Annotated in this window: 17 protein-coding genes; 4 read left to right on the top strand and 13 right to left on the bottom strand. The window is 73.7% G+C overall.

All coding sequences use genetic code 11. The annotated features are described in order from the left end of the window. Nucleotides 1-6 precede the first annotated feature (6 nt). The gene (locus tag RT051_RS03310) at nt 7-786 is read right to left on the bottom strand and encodes an RNA pseudouridine synthase (protein ID WP_313071655.1); all 780 of its coding nucleotides are present in this window, start codon (nt 784-786) and stop codon (nt 7-9) included. After that, nucleotides 783-2,480 carry an MBL fold metallo-hydrolase gene (locus RT051_RS03315; protein WP_313071660.1) on the bottom strand — a complete coding sequence of 566 codons (1,698 nt, stop codon included), beginning with the start codon at nt 2,478-2,480 and terminating at the stop codon, nt 783-785. Before RT051_RS03315 ends, RT051_RS03310 begins: the two co-directional genes overlap by 4 nt. 85 nt (nt 2,481-2,565) lie before the next feature. Between RT051_RS03315 and RT051_RS03320 the strand changes: the two genes are divergently transcribed. From RT051_RS03320 to RT051_RS03335, 4 genes are all read left to right on the top strand, one after another. After that, nucleotides 2,566-3,276: a DUF484 family protein gene (locus RT051_RS03320; RefSeq protein WP_313071664.1), complete on the top strand. Its 711-nt coding sequence runs from the start codon at nt 2,566-2,568 to the stop codon at nt 3,274-3,276. Next, the gene (locus tag RT051_RS03325; RefSeq protein WP_313071670.1) at nt 3,273-4,304 is read left to right on the top strand and encodes a tyrosine recombinase XerC; all 1,032 of its coding nucleotides are present in this window, start codon (nt 3,273-3,275) and stop codon (nt 4,302-4,304) included. The genes RT051_RS03320 and RT051_RS03325 overlap by 4 nt, the downstream gene beginning before the upstream one ends. 101 nt (nt 4,305-4,405) lie before the next feature. Continuing rightward, on the top strand, nt 4,406-4,636 hold the full coding sequence (locus RT051_RS03330) for a hexameric tyrosine-coordinated heme protein (RefSeq protein ID WP_313071672.1): 231 nt from the start codon (nt 4,406-4,408) through the stop codon (nt 4,634-4,636). A gap of 98 nt (nt 4,637-4,734) precedes the next feature. Further along, on the top strand, nt 4,735-5,811 hold the full coding sequence (locus RT051_RS03335) for a GTP-binding protein (protein ID WP_313071677.1): 1,077 nt from the start codon (nt 4,735-4,737) through the stop codon (nt 5,809-5,811). 96 nt (nt 5,812-5,907) lie between these two features. On the opposite strand, the gene RT051_RS03340 is transcribed toward RT051_RS03335, so the two are convergent. Genes RT051_RS03340 through gspG form a run of 11 tightly spaced genes read right to left on the bottom strand, consistent with a single transcriptional unit; the run spans nt 5,908 to nt 16,393 of the window. Continuing rightward, nucleotides 5,908-6,906: an LLM class flavin-dependent oxidoreductase gene (locus RT051_RS03340; protein ID WP_313071680.1), complete on the bottom strand. Its 999-nt coding sequence runs from the start codon at nt 6,904-6,906 to the stop codon at nt 5,908-5,910. 21 nt (nt 6,907-6,927) lie between these two features. After that, complete coding sequence (locus tag RT051_RS03345; protein ID WP_313071686.1) at nt 6,928-8,316, bottom strand: ATPase, T2SS/T4P/T4SS family; 1,389 nt, start codon at nt 8,314-8,316, stop codon at nt 6,928-6,930. A 34-nt stretch (nt 8,317-8,350) separates the two neighbouring features. Further along, a complete protein-coding gene (gene gspD / locus RT051_RS03350) occupies nt 8,351-10,678 on the bottom strand; it encodes a type II secretion system secretin GspD (protein ID WP_313071692.1) in 2,328 nt (775 codons plus the stop codon). Then, nucleotides 10,675-11,511: a type II secretion system protein N gene (gene gspN, locus RT051_RS03355; protein WP_313071697.1), complete on the bottom strand. Its 837-nt coding sequence runs from the start codon at nt 11,509-11,511 to the stop codon at nt 10,675-10,677. The genes gspD and gspN overlap by 4 nt, the downstream gene beginning before the upstream one ends. A 16-nt stretch (nt 11,512-11,527) precedes the next feature. Beyond that, a complete protein-coding gene (gene gspM, locus RT051_RS03360) occupies nt 11,528-12,043 on the bottom strand; it encodes a type II secretion system protein GspM (RefSeq protein ID WP_313071703.1) in 516 nt (171 codons plus the stop codon). 2 nt (nt 12,044-12,045) lie between these two features. Beyond that, the gene (gspL, locus tag RT051_RS03365; protein WP_313071708.1) at nt 12,046-13,290 is read right to left on the bottom strand and encodes a type II secretion system protein GspL; all 1,245 of its coding nucleotides are present in this window, start codon (nt 13,288-13,290) and stop codon (nt 12,046-12,048) included. After that, on the bottom strand, nt 13,287-14,270 hold the full coding sequence (gene gspK / locus RT051_RS03370; RefSeq protein ID WP_409520528.1) for a type II secretion system minor pseudopilin GspK: 984 nt from the start codon (nt 14,268-14,270) through the stop codon (nt 13,287-13,289). Before gspK ends, gspL begins: the two co-directional genes overlap by 4 nt. A 44-nt stretch (nt 14,271-14,314) precedes the next feature. Beyond that, complete coding sequence (locus RT051_RS03375) at nt 14,315-15,007, bottom strand: prepilin-type N-terminal cleavage/methylation domain-containing protein (RefSeq protein ID WP_313071716.1); 693 nt, start codon at nt 15,005-15,007, stop codon at nt 14,315-14,317. Beyond that, nucleotides 15,007-15,375, bottom strand: coding sequence for a type II secretion system minor pseudopilin GspI (gene gspI / locus RT051_RS03380; RefSeq protein ID WP_313071719.1), 369 nt, complete (start codon nt 15,373-15,375; stop codon nt 15,007-15,009). Before gspI ends, RT051_RS03375 begins: the two co-directional genes overlap by 1 nt. Continuing rightward, nucleotides 15,372-15,881, bottom strand: a complete 510-nt coding sequence (locus tag RT051_RS03385; RefSeq protein WP_313071723.1) for a prepilin-type N-terminal cleavage/methylation domain-containing protein — start codon at nt 15,879-15,881, stop codon at nt 15,372-15,374. Before RT051_RS03385 ends, gspI begins: the two co-directional genes overlap by 4 nt. Before the next feature lie 32 nt (nt 15,882-15,913). Further along, complete coding sequence (gspG, locus tag RT051_RS03390) at nt 15,914-16,393, bottom strand: type II secretion system major pseudopilin GspG (RefSeq protein ID WP_313071726.1); 480 nt, start codon at nt 16,391-16,393, stop codon at nt 15,914-15,916. Nucleotides 16,394-16,412 lie beyond the last annotated feature (19 nt).

Genomic DNA, 16,412 nt, shown 5'->3' on the forward strand with positions numbered 1-16,412 from the left:
GTTGACTCAGAACCGCTCCCACGGCCGCAGGTAGCGCCATTGCCCCTCGGCCAGCGGCGCCAGCGCCACGCGGCCGATGCGCAGGCGCTTGAGCGCCACCACGCTCAGGCCCACGGCCGCGCACATGGCCGGCACCTGGCCCGGGCGGATGCCCTTCAGGGCAAAGCGCAGGCGCTGCTCGCTCTGCCAGCTGACCTTGATGGGCGGCAGGGCCCGGCCATTGAACTCAAGCCCGTGGCACAGGCGCTGCAGGCCCCCGTCGGCGATCCGGCCGGTCACCTGCACGATGCATTCCTGCTCCAGCGTCTCGATGTCCTCGGCCAGGCGGCGCGCCATGCGCCGGTCCTGCGTATAGACCACCAGCCCGCTGGCCTCGGTGGGCAGGGGCGTGTGGCACTGCAGCTGCCGGAAGTGCCGCTGCAGCACGCGCACGGGCGGCCCGCCCTCGGCGTGCAGGCTGTCCGGCTGCAGCAGGGTCAGCGCCTCGGGTGCGCCGCGGCTGCGACTGGCGTGGGCGCCGGGCTCGATCCCGCCCAGGCCGGCCTCGTAGCCCGGCGGCTTGTGCAGCAGCAGCGTGACGGGCGGGGCCTCCTCGGCCCGGGCGCCGGACTGCAGTTGCACCTGCTGGTCCGGGCGCACGCGCAGGCCCGGCTCCTCGGCGAGCCGACCGTCGACCTGCACCCAGCCGCCTTCGATGTACAGCTCGGCCTCGCGGCGCGAGCAGCCGAGGTCTGCCGCCAGGCGCTTGGACAGGCGGATGGCCTGCGTCTCGTCCGGGGCCGTCATGTCAGCTCTGTCAGGTTGTTGCCCGGCTCCAGCATGCGGATGCGCTCCACGTGCGCCAGCAACGAGCGCTGCGCCAGCGGCCACATGCGCGGCGGCACGTCGTCGTAGGCCAGGCGTACCCAGTCCTGGATGCTGCCGTCGGGCCGGGCCTGCATGGCGGCCAGCACCCTGGCCTCGCGCGCCAGGCGGTGGGCCTGCAGGCCGGCAATGACCCGGCGCGCATCGCACAGCACGTAGCCGTGGGCCGGGGCAATGAACTCCACCCCATGCCGGGCGCACAGGGCATCGAGCCGCGCCAGCGAGTCCAGGTAGTCGGCCATGTTGCCGTCGGGCGGGTCGATGATGGTGGTGCTGCCGTTCAGGATGTGGTCGCCCGAGAACAGCAGCCCGTCCTCGCGCAGGATCAGGCACAGGTGGTTGGCCGCATGGCCGGGCGTGTGCACGATCTGCAGGGTATGGGTGATTTTGCCCTCCGGCCCTTGTCCCTCAAGGACGAGTAGCTCATCATTCGATAGCGCGCGGTCGGGCGTGAAGCGGCTGGCCGCGCGCGCCGTGGCGGCCGAGGGCAGGCCCAGGATGGGTGGGGCGGCGCGGCCATGCGCGGCCACCAGGGCCTTGAGTGGCGCCGCGCCGGGGAAGTGGTCGGGGTGCGAGTGCGTGCAGACGATGGCGCGGATGTCACCGCCGGCGGCGCGCCACAGGCGTTCGATGTGCTCGGGCTCGGCCGGGCCAGGGTCGATTGCGATGTAGCCCGTGGCCGGCTCGCCGACCAGGTAGCTGTTGGTGCCCGGCCCCGTCATCACGCCCGGGTTGGGGGCCGTGAGGCGCTGCACGTTCTTCAGCAGCGGCAGCACGCGCTCGCACTGCCAGTCCAGCGGATGCTGGTGGTGCCCGTCGGGGCAGACCAGGGCCAGCTCGCCGTAGGGGGAGTCGTGCTCCATGAAGTGTTCGACCTTGCCCGCCACCAGACCTGAGCGCGGGACGGTCACCCACAGCGGCTGCTCGTGCGCCACGGCATCGAGCACGGCCTGCACATCGGCGTAGGTGGCCAGGCGCTGCAGCGTGCGGATGGTCGGAAAGATCATGAAGAACTGCCCGGCTTCGTGGCGCGCCAGCGCGTCCTCGGGGCGCACCCAGACGGGCTCGAATTGCTCGGACTCGTCGGCCACCGGCTCCTGCCCCTCGGGCATGCGCGCCACGAGAAAGGGCACGGCAAAGCGCTTGGGCAGGTTGCGGTCGGCCGTCCAGTGCGCCAGCTGGTACATGGCGTCGGCCGCCAGGCGCAGGCCGTGCGCGGCCACCTGCGCGGCAAACGGGGCGCTGCGGTCCAGGGCGGCGATGTCCTCGGGCCCGGCCCAGCGCCCGTCGGGGTGGCGCGCCAGCAGGATGCCCAGCTCCTCGAAGCTCTCGCGCAGCGCGGCCAGGGCCTCGGTCAGCTGCTGGCCGGTCTGCGCCGGCCGCCGGTCGGCCAGGGCGTGCGCCTCGGGCGCGGCGTCCTGCGCCTCGATGCCGCCGCCGGGGAAAACATAGGCGCCGGGCACGAAGCTGGCCTTGGCCGAGCGGCGCGTCATCAGCACCTCCAGGGCCGGCCGCCCGTCCGGGCCAGGGGCGTCGCGCAGCAGCAGCACGGTGGCGGCGTTCAGGGGGGTGACGGGGGTGCGGCGGGGGTGAAGGTGTTGGCTGTCGCGGGGCATGGGTGCATTATGGGCAGCGTGCCGCGCGGCGGCCGGATAATCGTGGGCCCGTCTGTCACCCCCGTTCCGACTGCCTGCCCCGTTCATGACTTCACCTTCCGCCCTCGCTCCCGCGCTGCCGCTGTCTCCCATCACCGAAGACGACATCGCCCATTACCTTGCCGGCACGCCGGGCTTCTTCGAGCGCCATGCCGAGCTGCTGGCCAGCATCACCCTGACCAGCCCGCACGGCGCGCGCGCCGTGAGCCTGCAGGAGCGCCAGGCCGAGATGCTGCGCGAGAAGATCAAGGCGTTGGAGCACCGCGTCATGGACATGGTGCGCCACGGCGGCGAGAACGTCGCCATCGCGGCCAAGGTGCAGCAGTGGGCCTGTCGCCTGGCCGCCGTGCGCGACGCCGCCGACGTGCCGCGCGCCGTGACCGAGGGCGTGAGCAGCGGCTTCGACGTGCCCGAGGTGGCGCTGCGCCTGTGGGAGGCCGCGCCCGTCTATGCCAGCGCGCACTTCACCGAAGAGGTCAGCGCCGACGTGCGCGCCTTCGCCTCGTCGCTGACCATGCCGTTTTGTGGCCCCAACCTGGGCTTCGAGGCCGTGGCCTGGGTGCCCCGGCCCGACGAGGTGCGCTCCATGGCGCTGCTGCCGCTGCGCGCCGGCGCCATCGACAACGCGGCCGAGCCGGCTTTCGGCCTGCTGGTGCTGGGCTCGCCCGACCCCCAGCGTTTCGACGCCACCATGGGCACGGACTTTCTGGTGCGCATGGCCGAGCTGGCCAGCAGCGCGCTGCAGCGCCTGCAATGAGCGCGCCGGGCCCGGCCGGGGGCGACGCGCAGGCGCAGGCCGCCGGCGCGCCGCCCAGCCGCCCGGCGCTGCCGGCCGAGGCCCGGGCCTACCTGGAGCACGCCCGGGTGCAAAAGCGCCTGGCCGGGCGCACCCTCATCCTCTACACCCTGGACCTGCAGCGCCTGTGCGCCCACGCCGCGGAGGTGGAGCTGCCGCTGCTGTCGCTCACCAGCGCCCACCTGCGCCGCTTTGCCGCGCAGATGCACGCGGGCGGGCGCAGCGCGCGGGGCATCGCGCTGATCCTGTCGGGCTGGCGCGGCTTCTACACCTGGGCCGCGCGCCAGGGGCTGATCGGCCACAACCCGGCGCGCGACGTGCGCGCACCGCGCGCGGCCAAGCCCCTGCCCAAGGCCCTGGGCGTGGACGACGCCGTGCACCTGGCCGGGCACACCCAGCCCGGGCAGGACCCCTGGCTGGAGGCGCGCGACGCGGCCATGGTCGAGCTGCTCTATGGCTGCGGCCTGCGCGTGGGTGAGCTGATCGGGCTGGACGTGGTCGCCAGCAGCGCCGCCCACCGCCAGGGGCGCGGCTGGATCGACCTGCTCGAACGCGAGGCGCACGTGCTGGGCAAGGCCGGCAAGCGCCGCAGCGTGCCCATGGGGCAGGTGGCGGCCGATGCCGTCGAGCGCTGGCTGGCGCAGCGCGCCCTGCCGTTTGCCGGCGCGGGCGTGGCGCGGCTCGACCCTGACGCGCTGTTCGTCGGCACGCGCGGCGCGCGCATCAGCGCACACGCCGTGTGGCTGCAGCTGCGCCGACGCAGCCTGGCCGCAGGGCTGGCCACGCCGGTGCATCCGCACATGCTGCGCCATTCATTCGCCAGCCACCTGCTGCAGTCCAGCGGCGACCTGCGCGCCGTGCAGGAGCTGCTGGGCCACGCCAGCATCACCACCACCCAGGGCTACACCCGGCTGGACTTCCAGCACCTGGCGCAGGCCTACGACAAGGCGCACCCGCGCGCACATCGCAAGGACGGGGGCGAGGAGTGAGCGGCGGGCCCGGGGCCCGTAAAACCCTTGCCCGGACAGCACGGGCGTGTGAAAGTAGCATCCCTCGTGCATTTTTCCACCCACCAAAAGGAGACCGTCCCATGGCCGACACCTGGCTGCCCTCGCTCATCACCGAAACGCCCCAGCAAGGCTTTGAGCTGGCCATCACGCTGAGCCGCCGCGGCGTGAAGTACACCCAGCCCGATGCCGAGGTGCTGCACAAGCTGCGCCCCGAGTACGCCAACAGCCACGAGGCGCTGACGGCTGCCTCGCAGGTCGTGGCCATCAACTTCCAGACCGTGGCGGCTGCCAACGGCTACTGGCGTAAATGATCCCGTTTGCTATCTGAACGATAGCTGCATGCCGGCGCCCCGCAAGGGCTGCCGGCCTTTTTTCTTGAAATGCTTCGGCCCGCACCGACCTGCGCACCATGTCCCTGATCCCCGTCACCATCCTCACCGGCTTCCTCGGCGCCGGCAAGACCACCCTGCTCAAGCGCGTGCTGACCGAGGCGCACGGCCAAAAAATAGCCGTGATCGAGAACGAGTTCGGCGAGGAGAACATCGACAACGACATCCTGGTCACCGACTCGAAGGAGCAGATCGTGCAGATGAGCAACGGCTGCATCTGCTGCACCATCCGCGAGGACCTGCGCGAGACGCTGCAACTGCTGGCCGCCAAGCGGCGCAAGAAGATGCTCGACTTCGAGCGCGTGGTGATCGAGACCACCGGTCTGGCCGACCCCGGCCCGGTGGTGCAGACCTTCTTCATGGACGACGAGATCGCCGAGACCTACCTGGTGGACTCGATCATCACCGTGGTGGACGCCAAGCATGCGAACACCCAGCTCGACGAGCGCCAGGAGGCGCGCCGCCAGGTGGGCTTTGCCGACCAGATCTTCCTGTCCAAGACCGACCTGGTCAGCGAGGCCGAGAAGGACGCGCTGATCCACCGCCTCAAGCACATGAACCCGCGTGCGCCCATCAAGGCTGTGCATTTTGGCGAGGTGCCGCTGTCGGAGGTGCTGGACCTGCGAGGCTTCAACCTGAATGCCAGGCTGGACGTGGACCCGGACTTCCTCAAGGACGACGACCACGGCCACGTGCACGACGAGCACTGCGGACACGACCACCACGGCCATGACCACGGCCATGACCAGGCGCACGCCCATGGCGAGCACTGCAGCCACCCGCACCACCACCACCACGATGACGACGTGAAAAGCTTCGTCTATCGCGCCACCCGGCCGTTCGACCCGGCGCGGCTGGAGGACTTCCTGGGCGCCATCGTCAACGTCTATGGCCCGCGCATGCTGCGCTACAAGGGCGTGCTGGACATGCAGGGCACCAACCGCAAGGTCATCTTCCAGGGCGTGCACCAGCTCATGGGCAGCGACCTGGGGCCCGAGTGGGCCGAGGGCGAGGAGCGCACCAGCCGCATGGTGTTCATCGGCATCGACCTGCCGCGCGACATCCTGGAGCAGGGGCTGTCGCAGTGCCTGGCCTGAAGGGCCGGCCGTTGAAAGGCCAGCCAGGATTGTGGTGAAAACCGCCTGAAACCCGTGCCAGGCAAGGGCGGTCAGCTATCGAAAACGGCAGCCGCGTCAGCCATGCGCCTGCCGCGCGATCTCCAGCGAGCGCAGCCGCAGCTGCGGGTCGAACACGTCCGACACCAGCATGAACTCGTCCGCCTGCGTCTCGCTGGCCAGCGCGCGAAAGCCCGCACGCACCGTGTCCGGCCCGCCCACCACGCCCACGGCCAGGAAGTCGGCGATCGCCTGGCGCTCCTGGTAGCCCAGGCCTTCCAGGTAGCCCGCCACCGGCGGCGCCAGCAGGCCGCGCTGGCCCGTGAGGATGCCCAGCACGCGCTGGTAGGTGCTGCTGGCGAGGAACTGCGCCTCCTCGTCGGTGGGCGCGGCGATCACCGGCACGCCGATCATGACGTAGGGCTTGGCGAGCACCCCGGACGGCTTGAACAGCCGGCGGTACAGCTCGATGGCCGCGTGCAGCATGCGCGGCGCGAAGTGCGAGGCAAAGGCGTAGGGCAGGCCCATGTGCGCCGCCAGCTGCGCCGAGAACAGGCTGGAGCCGAGCAGCCAGATCGGCACCTCGGTGCCCGCGCCGGGCGTGGCGACCAGCTTCTGGCCGGGCTCGGCCGGGGCCAGCAGGCGCTGCAGCTCGGCCACGTCGCGCGGAAAGTCCTCCTCGCGCTCGACGCGGTCGCGGCGCAGCGCGCGCATGGTGGCGCCGTCGGTGCCGGGCGCGCGGCCCAGCCCCAGGTCGATGCGGTCCGGGTAGAGGGTGGCCAGCGTGCCGAAGGCCTCGGCCACCACCAGCGGGGCGTGGTTGGGCAGCATGATGCCGCCCGAGCCCACGCGGATGGTGGTGGTGGCGCCGGCGATGTGCCCCACCAGCACGGCGGTGGCCGAGCTGGCGATGCCGGGCATGTTGTGGTGCTCGGCCAGCCAGTAGCGGTGGTAGCCCAGCGCCTCGGCATGGCGCGCGGTGCGCACGGCCAGGTCGAGTGCCTGGGCGACGCTGCCGCCCTCGCGCACGGCGACCAGATCAAGAAAAGACAGCAGGGGAAGGGGGCGGGTGCTCATGGCCCGATTGTGGCCACATGTTCAATCGCCTGTCACGCGCAGCACTTCCTCGCGGCTGGTGATGCCGGCGGCCACCAGCCGCTCGGCGTCCTCGCGCATGAGCTGCATGCCGCCGGCCTGCGCCCGCGCGCGGATCTCGCCTTCGGGTGCGCCGGCGTGCACCTGCGCGCGGATGGCGTCATCGACCACCAGCATCTCGAACACCCCCGTGCGCCCGGCGTAGCCGGTGGCGCCGCAGTGCTCGCAGCCGCTGCCGTGGCAGGCGGTGCAGTACTTGCGCACCAGCCGCTGCGCCAGCACGCCCAGGAGCGAAGACGACAGCAGGAAGGGCTCGACCCCCATGTCCACCAGCCGCGTCACGGCGCTGGCCGCGTCGTTGGTGTGCAGCGTGGCCAGCACCAGGTGGCCGGTGAGACTGGCCTGGATGGCGATCTGCGCCGTCTCGAAGTCGCGGATCTCGCCGATCATGATCACGTCCGGGTCCTGGCGCAAAATCGCCCGCAGCGCCTTGGCGAACGTCAGCTCGATGCGGGAGTTGACCTGCGTCTGGCCCACGCCGGGCAGCTCGTATTCGATGGGGTCTTCCACCGTCATGATGTTGCTGCGCGTGGCATCGAGCCGCGCCAGCGCCGCGTACAGCGTGGTCGTCTTGCCCGAACCCGTGGGCCCGGTGACCAGCAGGATGCCGTGCGGCTGACCGATCAGATGCTCCATGCGCGCCAGCACCGCGCCCTGCATGCCCACGGCCTCCAGGCTCAGGCGGCTCTCGCTCTTGTCCAGCAGGCGCAGCACGGCGCGCTCGCCGTGGGCGTTGGGCAGGGTCGAGACGCGCACGTCGATGGCGCGCGTGCCCAGGCGCAGGCTGATGCGGCCGTCTTGCGGCAGGCGTTTTTCCGAGATGTCCAGGTCGGCCATGATCTTCAGGCGGCTGATCAGGGCGGCGTGCAGCGCCCGGTTGGGCTGCACCACCTCGCGCAGGCTGCCATCGACGCGAAAGCGCACGCTCGAATGGCGCTCGTAGGGCTCGATGTGGATGTCGCTCGCGCCGTCGCGCACGGCCTGCGTGAGCAGGGCGTTGAGCATGCGGATGATGGGCGCGTCGCCGGCGGACTCCAGCAGGTCCTCCACCGCGGGCAGCTCCTGCATCATGCGCGACAGGTCGGCGCCTTCCTCGACCTCGCTGACCACCGTGGCGGCGCTCGATTCGCTTTGCGAATAGGCGGCGCTGATGCGCTGGGCCAGCGCCGGCGCCTCCAGCTGCGCCAGCTGCTGCACGGCGTGCCGGCGCAGCACCTCCGACAGCGCCGGCGCCGCAGGCGCGGGGCCGTGCCACAGCACCAGCTGCTGGCCGTCGTCCTCCAGCAGCAGCTGGTGCGTGCGCGCAAAGGCGTAGGGCAGGGGGTGGCGCATGCGGGCGGCCTCGTGCTCGTTGACTGCGGCTGGCTTATTGCGGCTGGTAGGCCGGATCGACTGGCGCGGGCGTGGGCAGCGGCCGTGGCGGCTCGGGCCGCACCGGCGCCAGGGGGGCCAGCGCCCCGGGCCGCGCAGGGGCGCTGCCTACGGGCGGGGCGGGCAGGGCCGGCAGCACCGGCGCGTCGGGCACGGCGCGCAGCAGGGCGTTGTCCTGCGGCTGGCTGCCTTGCTGCAGCGCGCGGATGGCCTCATAGCGGTCCATCACCAGCGCGTCGCTGGTGGCGTTGTCGCGGATCACGATGGGGCGCAGGAAGACCATCAGATTGGTCTTCTCGCGCGTGCGCCGCTCGCTGCGAAACAGCCCGCCCACCACGGGCAGGTCGCCGGCCAGGGGCACCTTGTCCTGCGCGAGGCCGTAGCTGTCCTCCAGCAGGCCGCCCAGCACGATGACGCTGCCGTCGTCCACCAGCACGTTGGACTCGATCGAGCGCTTGCTGGTGGTGGGCCCGTTGGTGTTGTTGAGCGTGTTGGCCGCGACCTTGGAGACCTCCTGGTACAGCGAGAGTTTGACGGTGCCGTTCTCGTTGATGGTCGGGCGCACGCGCAGCATCAGGCCCACGTCCTTGCGCTCGACCGTGGTGAAGGGGTTGACGGCGCCGCCGCTGCCGCCGGTGTTGGCGTAGGAGCCGGTCGGGAAGGGCACGTTGTCGCCGATGATGATCTGCGCCTCCTCGTTGTCCAGCGTCAGCAGGTTGGGCGTGGACAGCACGTTGGCGTCGCCCGTGTTCTCCAGGAAGTTCGCCAGCGCCCCGAGGTAGTACTTGCCGTTGATGCGCGGGATCACGCCCAGGTTCAGGCCCGGCGAGGGGCGGGCGTTGGCCAGGGCCGCCGTGTTGCCGCCGGCCGCGCCCGCCGCCGCCAGCGCCAGGTCGAGGATGTTGCGCCCGGCCACGCTGGAGTTGGTGCCCAGCACCCCGAGCGTGCTGCCGTAGTTGCCCATGATGCCCTGCCACTGGATGCCGAACTCGGCCACCTTGCTGGCGCGCACTTCGACGATCAGGCTCTCGACCAACACCTGCGCGCGCCGCCCGTCGAGCTTGTCGATCACGGCGCGGATCTGCCGGTACAAAGGCTCGGGCGCGCTGATGATGAGCGAGTTGGTGGTCGGGTCGGCCTGCACGATGCCGCCGGTGGAGGGTTGGTTGGCCTGCGCGCCGCCGCCCGCCGCGCCGCCTGCGCCCAGGCCCATGCCTCCCATGCCGCCGCCCAGGCCCGGCTGCCCGAGCGAGCTGCCGCCCTGGCCCATGCCGCCCAGCCCGCCTGCGCCGCCCAGGCCGCCCGCCATGCGCTGGGGGGCCGTGGCGCCCGGCTCGCTGCCGCCCGCCGCCGCGCCGCCGGCCAGGGCCGCGCGCAGCGTGGTGGCGAGCTTGACCGCGTCGGCGTTCTTCAGATAGACGACATGGATGTTGCCCGTGCCCGCGCCCGCGCCGCTCGCCGCGGGCTGGTCCAGCCGCGCCACCAGCGAGCGGATCAGCGCCACCCGCGCCGGGTTGGCCGCGCGCACGATCAGCGCATTGCTGCGCGGCTCGGCCAGCAGCGTGGTGCGAAATGCGGTGTCGCTCTGGCCGGCCGCAGCCGCGGGCGCGGCGCCCAGTGCCGGGCCGCTGCCACCCTCGACCAGCCGCGCCACCAGGGGCGCCAGTTCGCTGGCGATGGCGTGCTGCAGCGGGATGATCTCCACGTCGCTGGCGTTGGAGACGTCCATCGCCGCGATGATGCGCGCCAGGCGCTGCAGGTTGTCGGCGTAGTCGGTGATGACCAGCGAGTTGTTGCCCGGGTTGACGTTGATGGTGTTGTTGGGGCTGATCAGCGGGCGCAGCACCGGCACCAGGTTGTTCGCGTTCTCGAAGTTGAGCTTGAAGATCTGCGTGACAACCTGCCCGCCCGCCGGCGCCCGGCCCGAGGCGCCCTGCGTCACCGTGACGCTGCCCGCCTGCAGCTTGGCGTCGGCCTCGGGCACGACCTTGTACAGCCCCGCCGCCTCCACCACCGTGAAGCCCTGCAGGCGCAGGGCCGCCAGGAACTGGTCGAAGGCCGCCGCCGGCGGCACGGCGCGCTCGGTCACCAGGGTGAGCTGGCCCTTGACGCGCGGGTCCACCACGACGTTGCGCCCGGTGATGGTGGCCATGGTGCGAGCCACTGCCTCGATGTCGGCGCCGTTGAAGTTGAGTGTGACCGGCTCGTGCGCGCGCACGCTGCCGTTCTGGGCGTGCAATGGGCCGCAAACCCCCGCCAGCAGAGAGCCGGCAGCTATCAATCGCAGAGCAAGTCGCAGGGGGCGTCGGGGCAGGGAGGTCATAGCGTGATGATGGAGCGCGCGCCGCTGCGCCGCCCGATGATATTGAGGAGATTGGCCAGCGCCGGCTCGCTGCCCGCAGCGGCGCTGGCCTCGCCGTCGAAGCGCAGCCGCTGGCCCACCCAGCGGCCGCTGCCCGACAGCAGCAGCGCCCCGTCCAGCGTGGACAGCTGCAGCGTGGGCGCATCGCCCCCCTGCACGGCCAGGCGGTAGCTGCCCAGGGGCCGGAGCGTGGACAGGCGCGAGGACAGCTGCAGCGCGTCGAGCTGCACGCGCCCGCCCAGGCGCAGGCGGCCTTCGGCCCAGGACAGCTGCAGCCCCTCGGTGCTCAGCTGCAGGCTGCCCTGGGGCTGCAGCGTGTTCCAGGGCGTGCCCAGGCCAGCCAGCAGGGCGGCCGGCCAGTGGCTGTGGCTGTCCTCGACCGCCAGGCGCAGCGTGCGCCAGCCGGCCGCGACGCGCACGGCGATCGGCGCCGCACCGGCGGTGGTGCAGCAGTCGGCCGTCAGTTGCAGGCGCGCGCCGGCCAGCGCCGGGCGCAGCCGCCAGTGCAGGCGCCCGGGCAGGGCGGCCCGGTCCTGGCTGCCCGCGCCGCCCGTGAGGACGAGCTGGGCCGAGCCCTGCCACAGCGTGCCGCGCGCGTCATGCAGCTGCACCTGGCCGGCGCTGGCGCGCTGCAGGGCGGTGGCCAGCCAGCGCGCCGGCGCCTCGGCCAGGGCCGTGGCCGCCAGCCCCAGGGCCAGGCCGGCCGCGGCCCACGCCCAGGGCGTGCGCGCACTCTCGGCCGGGGGGCGCCGGGGGCGCGTCGGGGCCGGGGCGGGTGCGCGGGGCCGGGCCATGATCATGCGGCCCGCGTCATTCGGTGGGCAGGGCCAGCACCACGGTGCCGTCCCAGGCCGCGCTGGCAGGGGCGGACGGACTGCGGGTGAGCTGGGCCTGCACCGGTGCGGCGCGCGCGGCGGCCCGGGCCTGGGCCAGCCACTGCGCCAGCGCCTCGGCCGGCGCAGCCTTCAGGGTGATGGTGGCGCGGTCGCCCACCACGGTGATTCGGGCGCTCTCGCCCAGGTGCTGCGTCACGCTCGCGCGCAGCGCGGTCTGCGGGTCGCCCCCGCCCTGGGCGCGCGGCGCCGCCTTGAGGCGCTCGGCCTCGGCCTGCAGCTCTTGCATGCGCTGCAGCCGTGCGTCGAGCTCGGCGTGGCGCGCGGCCGACTGGCGCGCGGTGGCCAGGGCCGGCGCCAGCAACAGCCACCAGGCAAGCGCCAGGCCCAGCAGGGCGGCGGCTGCCAGCACCAGGCTGCGCTCGCGCGGCGCCAGCGTCTGCCAGCGCGCGCGCAGGGCCTGGGCCGAGCCTGGCATCGATGGGGCCCGCATGGTCAGCTGCCCGACTGCGCCGCGGGGCGCAGCACCAGGATGTCGCCCTGCAGGTTGAGGCTTGCGCCCGCAGCGGCGGCGCGTTGCCGCAGGGCGGGCAGCTCGCTCTCGGCCAGGGAGGCGCCGCGCAGGCGCAGCTCGCCCTCTTGGTAGTCGAGCGCTGCGGGGCTGGTGCTGGGTGGCAGGGCGCTGGCGGCTGCGGCCATCAGCGGCTCCAGGTCACGCGCCGAGACGCTGCCCGACTGCTGGCGCAGGCGGGCCAGCTCGCGCTCCATCTGCACCGGCGCATCGACCACCACCCGCACCTGCGGGAAGGTTTCGGTCAGCAGCAGGTCGCTGCCGGCGCGCTTGGCGGCCAGGGCCTGGCGGTCCTGCCAAGCCCACAGGTTCAGGCCCAGCACCTGCACCGCGAGCAGCAGGGCCAGCGCCCAGCGCGCGGCGCGCCACTGCGGCACGCGCAGAAAGGCATGGGCCGCGCCGGCCAGCCGGCGCAGCGCCCGCGTGCGCCCACTGCTGGCCAGGTCGAACTGCGCCAGGTCCCAGGGCCCGCGGGTGGCGGCCAGGGCGCGCTCGGCCGTGGTCTGCAGCCGCACCGGGCGCGGCGCCAGCAACCGTTCGGCCAGCGCCACCACGGCGGGTTCGGCGCGCACGGGCGGGCCGTCCTCCGGCGCCGGGCCGAGCAGGGCCTGGGCGGTCGCGGCGGCGCTGGCGGGCAGCACGGCCACGGCCTGCGTGGGCGCCAGCCCGGTGAGCAGCAGCTGCGCGTCCTCGGGCGTGCCAAGCACGCTGCACTCGGGCTGGCCGCTGGCGGTGGGGCCGGGCGCGCATTCGGGCACCACCCGGTCGGCCGGGTGGCCGGCGGCCTCCAGGGCGGCCAGGGCGGCGCGCAGCCAGGCGCGGTCGCACACGGCCACCCAGGCGGCGTTGCCCGACTGTGCGCCCGGCTCCAGCGCCAGGTGCAGCGCGGCGGGCTCGTCGAGCAGGTGCTCCTCCAGCAGGCCTTCCAGCACGGGGCGCACGCGCGCGGCCTGCGCCAGCGCGCCGGGCGGCAGGGCCACGCGCTGCCAGGACAGGGCGCGCGCCGGCACCACGGCCACGGTCTCGCCCGCGCGCCCCGGGTCGGGCAGCAGCGCGGCGCTGGCGCTGCCGTGGCGCGTCACGCCCTGCCCGTCGCTGGACAGGACGTAGTCGAGGCTGTCGGCAACCCCGGACGGGGCCGGGGGCAGGAGGATGGCGAGGATGCTCATGGGGCGGGGGGTGGCGCGGCATTGTAGGTGCCGGCCCCGCCGCCAGCGTCCACGGGCGGCGCGCCGCGTTCGCGCCACAGGGTGCGCGCCTCGCCCTGCTGTTTGTGCACCAGCGAGCGCTCGCGCACCACGGCCCCGCCCAGGCGCAGCTGCCCGTGCACCAGGAAGTACTGCGAGCTGACGGTGTGCGTGGCCGCGGCGATGCCGTCCGCCGTACCCAGCAGCCGCGTGGCGTCGGCTTCGCCGGTGAAGTGCCGCGCCGCCCGCGCCTGCACCAGCTGCTGCGCCTGCGCCATGGACAGGCCGTCGGCGCTGGCCCACAGCACCACGGGGTCGGCGGTGTTCAGGTTGACCTTGGTGCGCATGGGCAGCAGCGTCACGTAGGGCGCCAGCGCCGCCACCGTGGCCACGGGCACGCCCCACCAGCCGAGCTGCTCGACGCGCTGGGGCAGCAGCGGCGCGGGGCTTGCGCTGCCGCCGCTGCCGCCAGCCGGTGTGGCCGGCTCGGCCAGCGCCTGCACCATCTGCCGGGCGATGGCGTCCAGCTGCGCGGGCGGCAGGCCCAGGTATTCGAACAGCCGGGCGAACTGGCGCAGGGCAACGGCATCCACCTGGCCCGACTGCGCCAGGTTGCGCAGGTTCAAAAGGGCCTGCTGGTCGGTGATCTGGCCGGAGAGAAAGGCGTCGGTGGTGTCGGTGCTGGCGTCCGGGGCCTGGGCCACGCCCCGCTGGGCGGCCAGGAAGGTGGACAGGCGCGCCTCGGCCAGGGGCACGGCCCAGGGTTCGGTGAGGTTGTCGGTGCCGTCGCCGCTGCGCGCCAGCGAGTCCTCGCGCAGGATCAGGCGCGACCAGTCGAGTGCGCCGGCCAGGACCCAGGCCGACTGGATGCGGGCGCGCTCGGCCGTCTCCACCTCCACCGCGCGCCACTGCTGCCACAGCGCGGCGGCGGCAAAGCTGGCCACCAGCGTCACGGTGAGCATGGCCGCCAGCAGGGCCGCGCCGCGCTGGCGCCGGGCCGGCGCGCTCACGACTTGCCCCCGCCCAGCAGCGGGTTGACCCAGTCGTGCACCAGCGTGCCGGCCAGCGCCCCGCCGGCCGGCAGGGTGAGCTGCAGGCGCACGCCCTCGGGGATGCGCGCCGCCGCCTCGCCCAGGCCCCCGGGCGCGCGCGGGGCGCTGGCGCCCATGTCACCGCTGGACAGGGCGTTGGCCCAGGCGCCGCCGCGAAAGTAGTGCAGCTGCCAGCCGGCCACCGGCATGAGCCGGGTCTGCCCGCCGCGCCCGGCCGCGCCCGGCGTGCGTGCCCACAGGGCGGCCTGCTGCCAGGCCTCGCTCCACTCGGCGCGGGTGCGCACCGGGGCCGACTGCCAGCGCAGCCACTGGGGTGAGCCGCCATCGCTGCGCAGCGCCCAGGCGACCACCAGCGCGCCATCGTCGGGCCTGCGGCTGTCCGCGCGCGTCAGGCGCAGCGCCTGGCCGTCCCAGGCCAGAGGCTCGGTGTGCTCGACGGCCTGCAGCGCGTCCAGGTCGGCCGACCACTGCGCCAGCACCGCCTGCAGCGCCAGCAGGTCGTCGGCGCGGCTGCGCGTCTGCTCCTGCGCGCGCACCATGGCGTCCAGCCCGCGCCAGCTGGCCAGCGCCAGCAGCGCCATGACGAACAGCGCCACCAAGAGCTCCACCAGGGTGAAGCCGCGCGGACGGCGCGCCGGGCCGGCCATCAGTAGCGCCCCACGATGGTGGTCAGGCGCAGCACCGGGTAGGCGCCGCCGTACACCTGCGCGTCCACGCGGCGGAACTGCGGGTTGGGCGTGGGCGTGGTGGTGACGGTGACGCGGTACGGGCGGCCGGCCTGCTCGCAGTCGCGCGTCTCGTCGCCGATGAGCGGCATCTGGCGCGACAGGCGGGCACGCACCAGCTCGTTCTGCGCGCACAGGTGGGCCAGCACCACGTCGGTCTGCCGCTCGGCATTGCGCGCCAGCGCCGAGGTCGCCTGGCTGCCCGCCAGCAGCGCGATGGCGACCACCGCCAGGGCCACCAGCACCTCGATCAGGGTGAAGCCGCGCGCCGCCCGCCGCGTCGTCGTCATGGCTGGGCCCGCACGGCAAACGGACGCAGCCCGTCGGTGGCCACGGTGACCGTGCGGCCCGGATGGCTGCGGCTGGACAGCACCACCTGCTGCGGGCCGATCAGCGGCTCCGGCCCCAGCCACAGGACGGCAGGGCCGCGCGCGCTGGTGCCGGCGTCCAGCCAGGCCTGGGCGCCGCCGGCGCCGGGCAGGCCCTCGAAGCGAAAGCCCGCGCCCTGCGCCCGCCACGCCACCGGCTGGCCCGAGGCGCGCGACTGGGCGCGGGCCGATTCCAGCAGGGCCGCCAGGCGCTCGCCCTCGCGCTCGAGCTGCGCCGCCCCGCTGTCGCGCAGCGCCAGGGCGGCGCCGGTCGTGGCCAGGGCAGCAATCGCCAGCACCACCAGCAGCTCCAGCAGGGTAAAGCCGGCGGCGGCCCGCCAGCATGGCGTCCCCCGGGAAGGCGGGCGCCTGCGCGCGGGCGGCGCCAGCGTGGGGGCGGGCGCTGGCCCGGAGCGGGTCCAAGGCATGCGTCGAAGGGCCGGAGGCCGGGGGCCGAGCCTTACTGCCAGCTGCCGATGTCGGCGTTCTTGCCCTCGCCGCCGGACTGGCCGTCGGCGCCGAAGCTCATGACGTCCACCTCGCCCTTGATGCCGGGGTTCAGGTACTGGTAGGGCCGGCCCCAGGGGTCGTTCGGCAGCTTTTCCAGGTAGGGGCGCCAGTTGTTCGGCGCGGGACCGGCCGTGGGCTTGGCCACCAGCGCCTGCAGGCCCTGCTCGGCCGTGGGGTAGTGCTGGTTGTCCAGGCGGTAGAGCTTGAGCGCCTGCATGATGTTGGTGATGTCGGTGCGCGCCGCGGTGCTGCGCGCGTCGTCGGCGCGGTCGAGCACGTTGGGCACGATCAGCGCGGCCAGCACGCCGATGATGACCAGCACCACCATCAGCTCGATCAGGGTGAAGCCGGCGGCGACGCGGCGGCGCGCGCGGGCGAGGAGGGCAGGGGAAGCGGCGGATTTCACGGTGCGGGGCGGCAGGGCAGTCATGGGCGGGCGATGATAAATA

The organism is Melaminivora sp. (assembly GCF_032059615.1).
Classification (GTDB): domain Bacteria; phylum Pseudomonadota; class Gammaproteobacteria; order Burkholderiales; family Burkholderiaceae_C; genus Melaminivora.

What these genes read in the sequence shown, in the direction of transcription:
- RT051_RS03375 (WP_313071716.1), bottom strand. Translation starts at nt 15,007, where the DNA reads ATGGCCGGCCCGGCGCGCCGTCCGCGCGGCTTCACCCTGGTGGAGCTC.
- gspI (WP_313071719.1), bottom strand. Translation starts at nt 15,375, where the DNA reads ATGACGACGACGCGGCGGGCGGCGCGCGGCTTCACCCTGATCGAGGTG.
- gspK (WP_409520528.1), bottom strand. Translation starts at nt 14,270, where the DNA reads ATGCTCACCGTGACGCTGGTGGCCAGCTTTGCCGCCGCCGCGCTGTGG.
- RT051_RS03345 (WP_313071686.1), bottom strand. Translation starts at nt 8,316, where the DNA reads ATGCGCCACCCCCTGCCCTACGCCTTTGCGCGCACGCACCAGCTGCTG.
- gspG (WP_313071726.1), bottom strand. Translation starts at nt 16,393, where the DNA reads ATGACTGCCCTGCCGCCCCGCACCGTGAAATCCGCCGCTTCCCCTGCC.
- RT051_RS03310 (WP_313071655.1), bottom strand. Translation starts at nt 786, where the DNA reads ATGACGGCCCCGGACGAGACGCAGGCCATCCGCCTGTCCAAGCGCCTG.
- gspN (WP_313071697.1), bottom strand. Translation starts at nt 11,511, where the DNA reads ATGGCCCGGCCCCGCGCACCCGCCCCGGCCCCGACGCGCCCCCGGCGC.
- RT051_RS03335 (WP_313071677.1), top strand. Translation starts at nt 4,735, where the DNA reads ATGTCCCTGATCCCCGTCACCATCCTCACCGGCTTCCTCGGCGCCGGC.
- RT051_RS03385 (WP_313071723.1), bottom strand. Translation starts at nt 15,881, where the DNA reads ATGCCTTGGACCCGCTCCGGGCCAGCGCCCGCCCCCACGCTGGCGCCG.
- gspL (WP_313071708.1), bottom strand. Translation starts at nt 13,290, where the DNA reads ATGAGCATCCTCGCCATCCTCCTGCCCCCGGCCCCGTCCGGGGTTGCC.
- gspD (WP_313071692.1), bottom strand. Translation starts at nt 10,678, where the DNA reads ATGACCTCCCTGCCCCGACGCCCCCTGCGACTTGCTCTGCGATTGATA.
- RT051_RS03330 (WP_313071672.1), top strand. Translation starts at nt 4,406, where the DNA reads ATGGCCGACACCTGGCTGCCCTCGCTCATCACCGAAACGCCCCAGCAA.
- gspM (WP_313071703.1), bottom strand. Translation starts at nt 12,043, where the DNA reads ATGCGGGCCCCATCGATGCCAGGCTCGGCCCAGGCCCTGCGCGCGCGC.
- RT051_RS03320 (WP_313071664.1), top strand. Translation starts at nt 2,566, where the DNA reads ATGACTTCACCTTCCGCCCTCGCTCCCGCGCTGCCGCTGTCTCCCATC.
- RT051_RS03340 (WP_313071680.1), bottom strand. Translation starts at nt 6,906, where the DNA reads ATGAGCACCCGCCCCCTTCCCCTGCTGTCTTTTCTTGATCTGGTCGCC.
- RT051_RS03315 (WP_313071660.1), bottom strand. Translation starts at nt 2,480, where the DNA reads ATGCCCCGCGACAGCCAACACCTTCACCCCCGCCGCACCCCCGTCACC.
- RT051_RS03325 (WP_313071670.1), top strand. Translation starts at nt 3,273, where the DNA reads ATGAGCGCGCCGGGCCCGGCCGGGGGCGACGCGCAGGCGCAGGCCGCC.